Source organism: Pantoea sp. EKM101V, assembly GCF_011800325.1.
Lineage (GTDB): Bacteria > Pseudomonadota > Gammaproteobacteria > Enterobacterales > Enterobacteriaceae > Pantoea > Pantoea anthophila.
In genome coordinates this window covers 130,233-144,279 of the sequence record NZ_JAALFP010000009.1, presented here as the reverse complement: position 1 = coordinate 144,279, position 14,047 = coordinate 130,233, and the positions used below count along the sequence as shown (strand labels likewise).

Here is a 14,047-nt window from a genome sequence, read left to right as displayed (position 1 = left end):
GCACTTACTTCTGAGCCGCGCTGCGCCACGGGCGCTTGTTGACCTCAGCACTCAGCTCGCCGCTGACCGGGGAGGTGAGCGGCCAGCGATGCATGCTGTCTGCCAGCACATAGCCATACAATCCTTCCCCCAGCTGGCGACCGCCAATCGTGACATTGCTCAGCCGGGCGTGGCCGCTGCCGCTGTTAGTCAGCTGAAGCCAGCGCTTGCCGCCGTCGCTGACCTGCTGCCAGCGCAACTCCGGCCGGGCGCTGTCGGTGTTCAGCCCGGTGCCATAGACAAACAATGGCACGGAATAGCGCATCTGAAACGTCAGCCCGGCCTGATTCTCACCGGGATTGCGCGGCGCCGGGATCTCATCCAGCACCACCCGATAGGCCAGCTCCTTACCGGCCGCAGGCGGCGTCTGTTTAATCAGCCTGACCAGCTGCTTCTGGCCCGGCTCCATCCGCACCATCGGCGGGCTGGCTACCACCTGCTGCTGGGTCTGATACTGCTCCTGGCCGCTGACCTGCTGCCAGCTGAAGACGCGGATCTGCATCAGCGTGGTGCTGTTACCGCGATTTTCCAGCCAGAGTTCGCTGGCTTTCTCGTCAGGATTAATGGCGGGATCGATGGGCCAGATCATCACCGAGTTAGCGGCGAAGGCCGGAGAGAGCAGGGTGGGGCTCAGCAGCAGCAGAGCGCACAGTGACTTCATAATCATATCCTTGTTTTTTATCGCCTCACCAGCTCAGGGTGACGGTCAGCGTGTCGGTATAAACGCCGGCGCGCGCGGTGCCGGGAAGTTGCAGCTGGCCATAGATCGGCAGCGTAATGTTTCCGGCATTGCTGTAGCTCAGCGGCACGGCCTGGTTGACCGGGATCACCGTGGTGCGGCTGGCATTGCTAAAGAGCGTATAGGGAACGGTATTGCTGAAATTGGGCAGCTTCAGGTTGCGGGTGGTGGTGTAGTTATTGCCCTGATTGATGCTCATGCTCAGCGTGGTGCCGGGTGTGCAGGCGAGATTGATGGTCGTGCTCTGCAGAAAGCTGGCGTTGACGGTCGCTGTCGCCACGCCAGACTGCGTGCCGAAATTGAGCGTGCCGAAAACGCCGGTATTGGTACCCGATATCACGCAGCCTGCCACAATCGATGCGGAGACCTGGAAGGTGCTGGTGGGCAGCCCCCAGGCGCTGACGCTCCCTGTCAGCAGAGGCAAAGCTCGTGCGATCATCAGGCAGGATCGCCAGAGAACCACCCTCATTGACCTGCGGCTGCAGTTAATAATTCACGGCGACGTTAATGGTATCGGTGTAGGTTCCGGCCGGAATCAGCGGGTTAAAGCCGCCGCCGACCACCCGGCCATAGATGGCGTAGTTGGTGCCCAGCGTCGGATCGTTGGTGCCGCTGGCGGCAATCGGCGTATTGTTGGCGATCGCGGTAGTGAAGGAGGCATCGCTGTAGAGGGTATAGGCGATGCCCTGCGCATTGTCCGATCCCAGCAGCAAATAGCGCGGTGACGCAGAGGCGGTGCCATAGATGGTTGCTGGCGCCGCGTTGCTGCTGGTCACCACCACGTTATAGTCCTGACCGGTGGTGCAGCGCACGTAGATGCCGTTACCGGCGGCGCCCACCAGGGTGGCGTTCAGCGTATCAAAGGTGGCGGCGCTGCTACCAAAGTTCAGCGTACCGAAGTTAACGCCTGCCGTGGCGGACTGACCGTTGACCAGGCAACCGGTGGTCAGCGTGAGGGTGGCATTGATGGTCCCGGAGGTGGTTGCCGCCTGGGTTAAGGTCGGAAGTGACAGCATTAATCCCGCAGCAGCACACAGAAAAAGCTTGAGTTTCATAATATTTCCTTACGGATTATCAGGAGTCAGTGCTTTTTCACCTGGTATTAATTAACGATTCGGCCCAAAAATAAGAAATAAATGAAGCAGTGCCCGCAACGGGGCTGTCTTAAGAAAAATCTCAGACTTAAGGGTGCTGATTTATATCAGTTTTACTTACTATAGAACAGTTAACGCGTCTGGCGAAGTGCTCCTGATTATTTTTCACTAATCTAATAGTCACTTCAGCCGATAACCCAGTAATAGCAAGGCGTGTAAGCGTAACGGGAAAGCAGAAATCCCTGTTTTTTTCCTCGCGTGCAGGCTTTCCGCTTCGGTAATATGTTGCTGTATCAATCAGACATAATAACGATTTACCGGCTCGCTTAGCGGATGCGGGAACAGGATGCTGCACATCGTTCTCCTGCGCTGGCGGGCGGGTTTTGCCGGAAATAATCCCTGGCGAAATACCGGCATTAAATAACTTTTTCCCCCGCGGGGGTTTTCAGATGACTTATCAGACTTTACACAGCACCCGTTCAGCACGGGTGGTGAGGAGTGGCACATGCTGCAGATCACCTGGGATAACGTCCTGATCGGCATTTCGCTGATCGTGGCGTTTATTGCCTCTTTTACAGCCCTGGATACCGCCGGACGGGTGGCGGTCTCCCAGGGCTGGCCTGCCCGATTCTGGCTGCTGGTCGGCGGCACCGCCATGGGAATTGGCATCTGGGCCATGCACTTTATCGGCATGCTGGCGATGATGATGCCGATGACGATGCGCTATGACGTGCCGCTGACGGCAGGCTCGCTGCTGGTGGCGATTCTGGCCGCCATGCTGGCTTTCGGACAGACGGTGGGAGGCGTACATCTCACCCGTTTCCGGCTGCTGCGCGGCAGTCTGATCCTGGGCGCGGGGGTAGTGGTCATGCACTATCTCGGCATGTCTGCGCTGCTGATTGAACCGGGGCCAGACTGGAATCCTCTGCTGGTCGCCCTCTCTGTGCTGATCGCCTTTGTGGCCTCTGCGCTGGCGTTGTGGCTGGCGTTTCATCTGCGCCAGGGGGAGCAGCATCTGCTGCTGATGCGCAGCCTGGCCTCCCTGGTGATGGGGATCGCCATCGCCGGTATGCACTACGTGGGCATGGCCGCGGCACGGTTCAGCCCGAGCAGCACCATGCAGCCGCATGGCCTCAGCAATCCGGGGCTGGCGGTATGGGTAACGCTGATTACCCTGCTTATTCTGAGCGTCACGCTGCTGAGTTCCATGCTGGACGCTCAGCTGCGCGCGGCACGGCTGGCGGCGCGGCTCAATCGCGCCAACCAGGAGCTGCGCCAGCTGGCGATGCACGACAACCTGACCGCGCTGCCGAACCGGCTCATGCTGGAGCAGCAGCTCGATCTGGCGATTAAACAGGCGATGCTGCAGGAGAGCCGCTTTGCCGTGTTCTATATGGATCTGGATGGCTTCAAAGCGGTGAATGACACCTGGGGACATCACGTCGGTGACCGCCTGCTGGTCGCGGTCGCGGAGCGGCTGCGCAGCCAGCTCACGACCACGATGCTGCTGGTGCGTCTGGGCGGCGATGAGTTTGTGCTGATGGCAGAGGCGCTGGATATCACGCCGGCTCGTCAGCTGGCGCAAAAGCTGGTTAAGGTGATCAGCACCCCCTTTGAACTTGACCGCTATGTGCTGCACGTATCACTCAGCGCCGGCATTGCAATCTTTCCGCTGCACGGACGAAACCGGCATGAGCTGCTGTTTAATGCGGATGCGGCGATGTATCACACCAAACACAACGGGCGCAATGGCTGGTGCCTGTTTGAACCGGCGATGAGCGATGCGACTCAGCATCAGCTGGAGCTGGCGAACGATCTGTGGGAGGCGATAGAGCGTCAGCAGATGCGCCTGTTCTATCAGCCCAAATTCAGTTCCGGCGGCACCCTGTTACTGGGGTTCGAGGCGCTGCTGCGCTGGCAGCATCCGCTGCGCGGGTTACTGACGCCGGAGCTGTTTCTGCCGCGCGCCGAAAAGACCGGCCAGATCGTCGCGCTTGGCAACTGGGTGATCGAGGAGACCTGCCGCCAGCTGAGAAGCTGGCACAATCAGGGCCACAGTGACTGGACGGTGTCGGTGAACCTCTCCGCCCTGCAGTTTCATCAGCGCGATCTGCTGACCACGCTGACCCGGACGCTGGCGCACTTCCAGCTGCCAGCCAGCGCGCTGATGCTGGAGATCACCGAAACGATAGCCATGCGTGACCCGCTGTTCAGCCAGCAGCGCATCCGCGAACTGCAGCAGGCGGGTATCAGCGTCGCCATTGATAATTTTGGCATCGGCTATGCCAACCTGCTGCATCTCAAAGATCTGGATGCCTGCGAACTCAAAATCGACCGCAGCTTTATCAACTGCCTGCGGCCCGGCAGTGAAGATGCAACGGTGGTCAGCGCCATGCTGACGCTGGCGCAGAGTCTCAACCTGCGGATGGTGGCGGAAGGGGTGGAAACCGAAGAGCAGCAGCATTTACTCACCAGCTTAGGCTTTGATGCCCTGCAGGGGTATCTGCTGGGTAAACCGACCCCGGCGGATCGGGTTGACGCGTTCCGTTTCGCCTCACGGCGGCAGCCGGTGGCGTCACTCTCGGGCTGAACGTCATGATAGTTTTCAGCAATCAGAGTAAGTGAAAGCACGCAGCCTGCGCGGCTCATTAACCGCCGGGCGGTGCCGATAACAAAAAGAACACTCTCCTCTGTCTAACCACAAGCACGGCTTTTCGCGGGAATGCACTATGTTAGTGACCTCATACGACTCTTTTATTGTTATCGTCTCGATTCTGGTCGCGATGCTGGCTTCGTTTACCGCGCTGGATATGGCAGGGCGGGTGGTGCATTCGACCGGCAAAGTCGCGCTGGTCTGGCTGTTCGGCGGCGGTTTTTCCATGGGGATCGGCATCTGGGCGATGCACTTTATCGGCATGCTGTCGATGAACATGGATATGGTGATGAGCTACAACGCCTCACTGACCGCGCTCTCTGCCGCCATCGCGGTGTGTGCGTCGATATTTGCGCTGTGGCTGGTCTGCCATAGCGATCTGCCCTGGCCGCGGCTGGCGGGCGGCGCGCTGATCCTCGGCAGCGGCGTGGTGGCGATGCACTACACCGGCATGGCGGCCCTGATGTTCTCGCCCGGTATCGTCTGGCAGTGGGGCTGGGTGGGACTGTCGGTAGTCATCGCCCTGGCAGCCTCTGGCGCGGCGCTGTGGCTCGCCTTTAACCTGCGCGAAGGGCAGACCAGCCGGGTCACGCTGCTGCGGATTGGCGCCGCAGTGGTGATGGGGTTTGCCATTGCAGGCATGCACTATACCGGCATGATGGCCGCCGAGTTTCCCGCGCACAGTCATTCGGTGGGGCAGGGCGTCAACAGCAACTGGCTGGCGATTCTGGTCACCGTGGTCACCCTCTCTATCCTGGGGATTACCCTGCTGGTCTCTATGCTGGATGCGCGGATGCAGGCGCGCACCTCGATTCTCGCCAGCTCTCTGGCGGAGGCGAATCGCGAGCTGGCCCAGCTGGCGCTGCACGATAACCTGACGCGGCTGCCAAACCGCATCCTGCTGGAAGATCGGCTGGAGCAGGCGATCAACAAAGCGAACCGTGAACAGACGCAGTTCGCCCTGATGTTTATGGATCTGGATGGCTTCAAGGCGGTTAACGACGCCTTTGGTCACCATATTGGTGACAGTCTGCTGGTTGGCGTAACCGAGAGAATGAGTCAGCAGATGACCGGCTACTACACGCTGGCGCGGCTTGGCGGCGATGAGTTCGTGCTGCTGGTGGAGATTGACGATCCCAATGATGCCGCGGCCGTCGCCGATAAGCTGGTCAAAGCGGTGGATCGTCCGTTTGATATCTCCCGCTATGAACTGGTGGTTTCCCTGAGTCTCGGAATTGCCGTCTATCCCGGCGACGGAGTGGATGAGCGGGAGCTGATGTTCAATGCGGATGCGGCGATGTACCACACCAAAAATAATGGCCGCAACGGCTATACCTTCTTTCAGCCCTCCATGAATATTCAGGCACAGAGTCAGCTACAGCTGAATAACGATCTCTGGCAGGCGCTGGATAATGATGAGCTGCGCCTCTTCTACCAGCCAAAATTCTGCGCCCCGCGTGGTCCGATCCTCGGTTTTGAGGCGCTGCTGCGCTGGCAGCATCCGCAGCACGGCCTGCTGTCGCCCGACAAATTCCTGCCGATGGCGGAAAAGACCGGGATGATTGTTAATATCGGCAACTGGGTAATTCAGGAAGCCTGCCGCCAGCTGCGCCAGTGGCATCTGCAGGGGCACCCGCACTGGTCGGTGGCGGTTAACCTCTCGGCGTTGCAGTTTGAGCAGTCGAATCTGGTGGAGACGGTGGTTGAGGCGCTGGCAAAACATCAGATTCCGGCCGAGCTGCTGACCCTGGAGGTGACAGAAACCACCGCGATGCGCGACCCCGATGAGAGCGTGCGTATCCTGACCGAGCTGACCCGGCTGGGCGTGAAAGCCTCGATTGATGATTTCGGCACCGGCTACTCGAGCCTGCTCTATCTGAAGCGATTACCGGCCAGCGAACTGAAGATCGACCGGGCCTTTGTGAACGAGCTGCAGCATCAGAAAGAGGATGCCACCATCGTGTCGGCCATCGTGGCGCTGGCGCAGTCGCTGCAACTCAAAGTGGTGGCTGAAGGGGTAGAAACTGCCGAACAGCAGGCGTTTCTGACCAGCCTGGGCTGCAATACGCTGCAGGGCTATCTGCTGGGTAAGCCGGTTCCGCCGGAGCGGGTGCCGGAGCTGACCGACTTTGTCGCGGCAGAAACTGAAGAAACGGTGGCCAGCACGGGCCTGATTGCGGATGGCGATCGGCCGCTGACGCCCGAGGTGGCAGCGGTCTGACGCGCGCGTCGGGGCTGAAAAAGCGTCCCGTGCGCGTTGCGTCAGTGCAACGGGGCTGTTTAAGCGGTTCATGCCGCCTGTCATTGGCCGCCGCGCGTGGTAAAGTCACGCGGTCAGACAAGGAGAGATGAGCCGTGGCGAAATACCAGCGATTGATGGATGAGATTCAGCAGCAGATAGAGGCCGGCATCTGGCTGCCGGGCACACGCTTACCCTCGTTGCGCCAGCAGGTGGCGCAGCAGGGCGTCAGCCTGATGACGGTGCTGCACGCCTATGAGCTGCTGGAGAGCCAGGGCTGGATCGTCTCCCGTCCCCAGTCGGGATACTACGTCGCGCCCCGCGCGCTGGCACCCGCGCCCATGAGCGTGGCGATCAGCGAGCAGGTGGATATCAACGACTTTGTGTTTGATGTGCTGCAGGCAACGCGCGATCCGGCGATAGTGCCGTTTGGCTCCGCCTTTCCCGACCCCGCGCTGTTTCCGCAGCGTCAGCTGATGCGCTCGCTGGCGAATGTCTCCCATCACCTCACGCCAACCGATGCGCTGCATAACCTGCCGCCCGGTAACGCCACGCTGCGACAGCTGCTGGCGCAGCGCTATGCGCGTCAGGGCATCACGCTGTCACCGGATGAAATTGTCATCACCAGCGGGGCGCTGGAGGCGCTGAACCTCAGCCTGCAATCCCTCACCGAGCCGGGCGATTACGTGGTGATTGAGCATCCCGGTTTTTATGGCGCGCTGCAGGCGATTGAGCGGCTCAAGCTGAAAGCGCTGGCGATCCCGGTGGATGCAAAACAGGGCATCGATCTCGTCCAGCTGGAGGAGGCGCTGCAGCGCTGGCCGGTAAAAGCCTGCTGGCTGATGACCACCCTGCAGAACCCGCTCAGCGTCACCCTGACCCCGGAACGCAAGCAGCAACTGGTGGCGCTGCTGGCGCGCTATCAGGTGCCGATGATTGAAGATGATGTCTATGCCGAACTCTGGACAGGCGATGTCGCGCCGCTGCCGGCCAAAGCCTGGGATCGTCAGGGCAACGTGCTGCACTGTGGGTCATTTTCAAAATCGCTGGTGGCGGGATTTCGCGTTGGCTGGGTGGCGGCGGGACAGCATGCGCAGCGTATTCAGCGGCTGCAACTGATGAGCACGCTCTCGACCAGCGCGCCCATGCAGCTGGCGCTGGCGGATTTTCTGGCGACACGGCGTTATGACACCCACCTGAAGCGCCTGCGGCAGATCCTGGCGAAGCGGCAACAGATGGTGCGCCAGGCGCTCCTGAAGGTGCTGCCACCCCAGGCCACGCTCAGCGAGGCGCTCGGCGGTTATTTTCTCTGGGTGACGCTGCCGGAACGGATCAATACCACCCGGCTTTATCAGCGCGCGCTGGCGCAGGGGATCAGTATTGCACCGGGACAGTTATTTTCGGCAGGCGAGCAGTTCAGTCACTGCTTCAGGCTGAATACCGCCTGGCCGTGGGACAGCCGGGCCGAGGCGGCAATCGAAACGCTGGGTCGGTTAATGGCGGAAAGCGGGGCAGATTAAACCCGCGCCGCTTCCTGATGGCCCCAGGTCAGGTAGTAGACATCATAAAAATCAACTTCGCCTTTTTGCGACAGCAGACGCTGGATGCCGCTCTTCACCCGTTCCGGCGTCTCGGGCAGCGACAGAATCCGTGACACGGCCTGCTCGCGCACCGGCTGAACGTAATACCACTCGCCGTTGTAGCAGACGCGCAGATCGAGGGCGTCGATATCCTCAAAGCGATATTTCGGGTTGATGTCCATCAGCATCAGCAGGCTCATCACCAGGACAAAGATGGTCGCAAACCAGAAGGCGGGCCAGCCAAGCATCTCGGTAGTGAAAATCAGCGCAACGCACAGGCCATAGCACAGGTACATCACCGCCCAGAGGCCGGGATGGTTTTTCAGAAACGAGAGGCTGAAGCGCGGCAAATTGTCGCGACGTTCTTCGCGGTTAAGCGTGGCAATCTCGTCAATCAGGATTTGTTTAATAGCGTCCATTGGTTACCTCTCTGTGATCTGCTAGCGATTAGAACAGATAACAGTCAAGGATATCAGAAACAGATCTGTGCGATTTTTATATAACAGTTGAACCGTGACCGGCGTCCTGCTCCGGGCGGCCTGACATTTTGCAACATTTTACCGCAGTCAGAACCGCTTCCCGTGGTGGTGCAGGGCGGGTAACACCCTGTAGTTAACGCCGCATTTGGCTTTAGTCAGCAATATCAGTCAATTATCTCAATTCTGTCGCCTGGCGCACATTGCATTGTGGCGCAGGTTTGCCACACTGATAAAAAAAGCGGAGAACCTGCATGCGTACCCCATCCTCCAGTCTGTTATTGATGATGTCTTTTGCCGCCGGCACCTTTTCGGCCGGGGCGTCTGACAATCCTCAGCACCTGATGCTCGCCATTCCGTCGGGCGGCGTGCCGAATAACCCGTTACCTCTGATTATCTGGCCACGCGTGGTGCCGGAAGAGGAGGAGATCGCCGCATGGTTTGAGAAAACCTTCGAAGAAAACGGCTGGCCACCCGCCTGGCGCTATCCGATTTTCCCTTACACCCACTACCACCCCAACACCCATGAGCTGCTGGGTGTGGCTGAAGGCTGGGCGGAAGTGCTGTTTGGCGGTGACAGCGGCCGGATGGTGACGCTGCGCGCCGGCGATGCGGTGCTGATCCCGGCAGGCGTCGGCCACCGGCAGGTCAGCGCCAGTGAAGACTTTATGGTGGTCGGTGCCTATCCACGCGGCATGTCGCCCGAGACACTGCGCGATGAGCCAGCGAAACTGAAAATGGCGCAGGAGCAGGTGAAAAAAGTGCCTCTGCCGACCCAGGATCCCTTTACCGGAAAAGAGGGGGCACTGACAGAAATCTGGCAGCCGATTGCCGCCATGCAGCCGCAGCCATAAGGGAAGTTGCTTCAGACACGCTGCTGAATAACGACGCGCGAGCCCGTCTCGCGCTTTTACCCCTCTTCCCGCAACCCCGCTCTGCGCCTTAGCCACGCGCGCTCGCCCCGATCGCGACACCATTGAACATTTGCTCACCGCTGCCGATAACTCCCCTGTTAAGATTAGTTATTCTTCTTAATACACTTGTCTTCACAGCCCATTTCCGCTGTAGTCTCCGCAGATGTATTAAGAACATTCCTAAGCCATGACCAGGCTACCGAGCAGCAGGCAAATAACAATGGATAATAACTCTGATGTCATCTATCGCATGCTGGTACAAAGCGTGATCGACTACGCGATCGCCATGCTCAAACCGGACGGAACCGTCGCCAGCTGGAATGAAGGCGGGCTGAACGTTCTGGGTTACAGGCCAGAAGAAATTATTGGCCAGCATGCCGCCGTGTTTTACAACGAAGAGGATCGTCGTCGCGGTCTGCCGCAGCGGGAACTCGATATTGCCGCCACCGTGGGACGTTATGATTACGAAGGCTGGCGCTGCCGTAAAGATGGCAGCACCTTCTGGGCGCATGTGGTGATCTATCCTATCCGCAATGATGTGGCGCAGCTGGTGGGCTTCGCTGTGGTCTGCCGCGACTGTACCCGGCAGCAGGAGCAGCAGCGCAAAGAGCGGGAACAGGAGGCGCGCTTCCGTCTGCTGGTAGAGGGCGTCACCGATTACGCCATCTATATGCTGGATATCGACGGCAACGTCGTGAACTGGAACGCCGGCGCCCAGCGCGCCAAAGGCTATGTAGCCGAAGAGATTGTCGGCCAGCATTTTTCCCGCTTTTACAGCGCGCAGGATCGTCTGAATCACGTTCCCAGCCAGAACCTGCAGATCGCCTATCGCACCGGCCGGTTTGAAGATGAGGGCTGGCGCTACCGCAAAGATGGCAGCGCCTTTTGGGCGCATGTGGTGATCGATACGATCCGTGACGATCAGGGTAAGCTGCTGGGTTACGCCAAGATCACTCGCGACTGTACCGAACAGCAGCGCGTACGCAATGAGCAGCGCGAGCAGGAGCGACGCTTCCGGCTGCTGGTGGAGGGCGTCACGGATTACGCCATCTATATGCTGGATATCGACGGCGTGGTGGTGAACTGGAACGCCGGTGCCGAGCGCGCCAAAGGTTACCGGGCGGAAGAGGTCGTGGGTCAGCACTTCTCGCTGTTTTACAGCGCTCAGGAACGGCTGAACAGAACGCCGGAAGCCAACCTCGGCATTGCGCTGAAGACCGGTCGCTTCGAAGATGAGGGGTGGCGCTACCGCAAAGATGGCAGCGCCTTCTGGGCGCATGTGGTGATCGACGCGATCCACGACGATGACGGCAAGCTGATCGGCTTCGCCAAGATCACCCGCGACCGGACGGAACGCCGTGAGCAGGAGCAGCAGGTGCTGCGCGCCCGTGATCTGGCGGAAGCCCAGAGTACCCAGAAAACGGCGCTCTCCCGTTTTCTCGATAACATCATCGCCAACATCCCCTCCTGCGTGATTGTCGAAGATGCCATTACCCGTGAGATTCTGCTGGTCAATGACCGTACCCAGCAGCTGTTTGGCCTGTCGAAATCGCTGATCGTCAACAAACGGCCGCACGAGTGCATGTCGCCTGAGTTAAGCGACTATTTCAACAATCTGGCGGATGTGGCGCTGCGCAGCGAGGGGATGCATGAGCGTGAACAGCTGCTGATGACCGCCAGCGGTGAGCGCATTCTGCACACCCGCGCCACCGCGATTAATGGTCAGGATGCACGGCGAAACTATCTGATGCTGCTGGTGGAAGATGTGACCGACCAGCGCGCCGCAGATGCCCGTATTCACCACATGGCGCACCATGACAACCTCACCAGCCTGCCGAACCGTCTCCTGTTCCGCCAGCGCCTGAGTGAAGCGCTGCGCAACGCGGGTCAGACGCCGCGTCAGACCGCCGCGCTCTGCCTGGATCTGGATAATTTCAAGAATGTGAACGATGCGCTGGGCCACCAGATTGGCGATGAGCTGCTGCGCAGTGTGGCGAAGCGGCTGCGCAACGTGCTGCGCGATCAGGATACCCTGGCGCGTATCGGCGGCGATGAGTTCGCCATCGTGCTGCCGTCGGTTGCCAGCGGTGACGAGGCGAGCGTGGTCGCGCAGCGGCTGATCGAGGCCATTCGTCCGCCGGTCAACATCGAAGGTCATAACCTCTCGGTCGGGCTCAGCGTCGGTATTGCGCTCAGCACTACCATCACCAACACGCCGGAACAGCTGCTGCGCTGTGCCGACATGGCGCTGTATGAGGCCAAACGCAACGGCCGTAACCGCTTTGAGCACTTCACGCTGGAGATGGACGACGTGGCACGCAGCCGCCGCCTGATTGAAAATGACCTGCGCGATGCGATCAGCGGCGGGCATCTGCGGCTCTACTACCAGCCCATCACCAATGGCGACCACCACACCATTATTGGCTATGAAGCGCTGATGCGCTGGCATCATCCGATTCGTGGCCTGATCATGCCCAACGACTTCATTCCGATTGCGGAAGAGACCGGCCTGATTCATATGCTGGGCGCGTTTGCGCTCTATGAAGCCTGTCGCGAAGCGGCGAGCTGGGAAGGCAACCAGTCGGTGTCGGTTAACCTCTCACCGCTGCAGTTTAAAAACAGCTCGCTGGTGCCGGTGGTGGAGGGCGCACTGCAGGAGTCCGGGCTGGATCCGGCGCGGCTGGAGGTGGAGATCACCGAATCGGTGCTGCTGGATGATTCGCTGGGGAATATCCGTACCCTGCAGAATCTCAAGGCGCTGGGCGTGCAGATTGCGCTGGATGATTTTGGTACCGGCTATTCGTCGCTGAGCTATCTGCGATCTTTCCCGTTCGACAAAATCAAAATCGACAAATCCTTTATTAACGACATGGGGGACAGCCGTGAGGCGCTGGCGATTATCCGGGCCATTACCGGCATGAGTCGCAGTCTGGATATCCAGATCACCGCCGAGGGGGTGGAGAGCGATGAGCAGTTTATGAAGCTGCGCGATGAGGGCTGTACGCTGTTCCAGGGCTTCCTGTTCGGGCGTCCTCAGCCGTCGGAACTGCGGCTGAAAACGCTGGGTCAGTCGTAAAGGCCATGCTGCTGAACCGGCGCATGGCTGAGGTTATCGCGGATGCGGCGCACCGATTCGCGCACCACCAGCCGGCCATTCAGCAGCAGGGTGCCGGCCGGGGTGGCAGGATTGAGTCGCATCTCCTGCAGCACTTTCACGGCGGCGGCCCCCAGCTCATCACGCGGCACCTGCACTGAGGTCAGGGGAATATCGTGGATGGCGGCCAGGTTAAAGCCATCCATGCTCATGACCGAAATATCCTGCGGCACCCGCAGGCCCGCCTGCTCCAGCGCGCTGACCGCACCTGCGGCAATGTAATCACCGCTGGCCAGAATGGCGGTCGGGCGCAGCACGTCCGGGCAGTGGCGCAGATATTCACCGAGCCGTTCCGCCGCTTCATTGCTGCTGAAGCTGTTCAGCGTCAGCAGATGCTGACGGCTGTCGAAGCGCAGATTCATCGCATGCCAGGCGTCACGCACCCCCTGCAGCCGCTGCTCCATGGTGTAGCGGCGCAGGCAGTGCAGCGACAGGATCTGCCGGTGCCCCTGCTCAAACAGGTAGCGGGCTGAAAACTCCCCAATCAGCTGATGATCCGGCGAAACCGAAGGCAGCCGCATACGGCGATCGCGGGCGTTAATCAGCACGCAGGGTTTGTTCATCTCCGCCGCCAGTTGATGAATGTGCTCATCATCAATGCCGATCAGGATTGCCGCTTCGGTCTGCTGCATCTTGTCGATAAACAGCGCCGCGTCACTCTCCACCTCTTCCAGCGGAGAGTAGCGCAGCCGCACCTCGTGCGGCTCCACTGCCTGACTGATCCCCTGAATCACTTTGTAGTAGAAGATGTCACTGCGCACGTCGAAGGCACGCGGCGGCGCGAAGACCATCAGATTATTCAGCAGCAGGCGACCGCTGTGCAGGTTATCCAGCACACCCTGCTGCTGCGCCACGGCCAGCACCTTGTCGCGGGTGGCGGGGCGGGTGTTGGCTTTGCCCGCCAGTACCCGTGACACCGTGCTGATCGAAACGCCGCTCAGCGCCGCAATTTCGCTTACTTTCAGCCTTTGTTTCATTCTGTGATCGCCTTCAAATCTGCCAGTGAAAAATTTTTCATAACCTGCTGAATCGCGTCAGATGGGCGTTTCAGTGTCATTTCCTGCCGGTAATCAGCCTACCATGAAAAGAGTTGCAAAAAAGAGGCTGTACCCACGTTTCGCACTTTTCTAAGTTCGCTAAAAGGACACGCGGTACGCCA

At 59.7% G+C, this 14,047-nt stretch carries 10 protein-coding genes; 5 read left to right on the top strand and 5 right to left on the bottom strand.

Going from position 1 to position 14,047, the window contains the following annotated elements:
* Positions 1–4: 4 nt before the first annotated feature.
* The 3 genes from HFD92_RS15320 to HFD92_RS15310 are packed head-to-tail and all read right to left on the bottom strand — an operon-like array spanning position 5 to position 1,833.
* Positions 5–700, bottom strand: coding sequence for a molecular chaperone (locus HFD92_RS15320; protein ID WP_167429206.1), 696 nt, complete (start codon positions 698–700; stop codon positions 5–7).
* 25 nt (positions 701–725) lie between these two features.
* Positions 726–1,217 carry a spore coat U domain-containing protein gene (locus tag HFD92_RS15315; RefSeq protein ID WP_009087239.1) on the bottom strand — a complete coding sequence of 164 codons (492 nt, stop codon included), beginning with the start codon at positions 1,215–1,217 and terminating at the stop codon, positions 726–728.
* A gap of 46 nt (positions 1,218–1,263) precedes the next feature.
* A complete protein-coding gene (locus tag HFD92_RS15310; RefSeq protein WP_167429205.1) occupies positions 1,264–1,833 on the bottom strand; it encodes a spore coat protein U domain-containing protein in 570 nt (189 codons plus the stop codon).
* A 544-nt stretch (positions 1,834–2,377) separates the two neighbouring features.
* On the opposite strand from HFD92_RS15310, the gene HFD92_RS15305 reads away from it, so the two are divergent.
* The 3 genes from HFD92_RS15305 to HFD92_RS15295 all read left to right on the top strand — a co-directional run bounded on the left by HFD92_RS15305 (position 2,378) and on the right by HFD92_RS15295 (position 8,284).
* Positions 2,378–4,462, top strand: a complete 2,085-nt coding sequence (locus HFD92_RS15305; protein WP_167429204.1) for a bifunctional diguanylate cyclase/phosphodiesterase — start codon at positions 2,378–2,380, stop codon at positions 4,460–4,462.
* Between the two features lie 139 nt (positions 4,463–4,601).
* The gene (locus tag HFD92_RS15300) at positions 4,602–6,746 is read left to right on the top strand and encodes a bifunctional diguanylate cyclase/phosphodiesterase (protein ID WP_167429203.1); all 2,145 of its coding nucleotides are present in this window, start codon (positions 4,602–4,604) and stop codon (positions 6,744–6,746) included.
* A 134-nt stretch (positions 6,747–6,880) separates the two neighbouring features.
* Positions 6,881–8,284 carry a PLP-dependent aminotransferase family protein gene (locus HFD92_RS15295; protein ID WP_009087230.1) on the top strand — a complete coding sequence of 468 codons (1,404 nt, stop codon included), beginning with the start codon at positions 6,881–6,883 and terminating at the stop codon, positions 8,282–8,284.
* On the opposite strand, the gene HFD92_RS15290 is transcribed toward HFD92_RS15295, so the two are convergent.
* On the bottom strand, positions 8,281–8,763 hold the full coding sequence (locus HFD92_RS15290; RefSeq protein ID WP_009087228.1) for a YlaC family protein: 483 nt from the start codon (positions 8,761–8,763) through the stop codon (positions 8,281–8,283). The two genes, HFD92_RS15295 and HFD92_RS15290, sit on opposite strands and share 4 nt — an antisense overlap.
* A gap of 311 nt (positions 8,764–9,074) precedes the next feature.
* On the opposite strand from HFD92_RS15290, the gene HFD92_RS15285 reads away from it, so the two are divergent.
* Both HFD92_RS15285 and HFD92_RS15280 read left to right on the top strand, forming a co-directional pair.
* Positions 9,075–9,674, top strand: coding sequence for a cupin domain-containing protein (locus HFD92_RS15285; RefSeq protein ID WP_009087226.1), 600 nt, complete (start codon positions 9,075–9,077; stop codon positions 9,672–9,674).
* A gap of 280 nt (positions 9,675–9,954) precedes the next feature.
* On the top strand, positions 9,955–12,810 hold the full coding sequence (locus HFD92_RS15280; RefSeq protein ID WP_111208157.1) for a bifunctional diguanylate cyclase/phosphodiesterase: 2,856 nt from the start codon (positions 9,955–9,957) through the stop codon (positions 12,808–12,810).
* Here the strand turns inward: HFD92_RS15280 and HFD92_RS15275 are convergent.
* Positions 12,801–13,865: a LacI family DNA-binding transcriptional regulator gene (locus HFD92_RS15275; RefSeq protein ID WP_058958356.1), complete on the bottom strand. Its 1,065-nt coding sequence runs from the start codon at positions 13,863–13,865 to the stop codon at positions 12,801–12,803. The genes HFD92_RS15280 and HFD92_RS15275 overlap by 10 nt on opposite strands.
* Positions 13,866–14,047 lie beyond the last annotated feature (182 nt).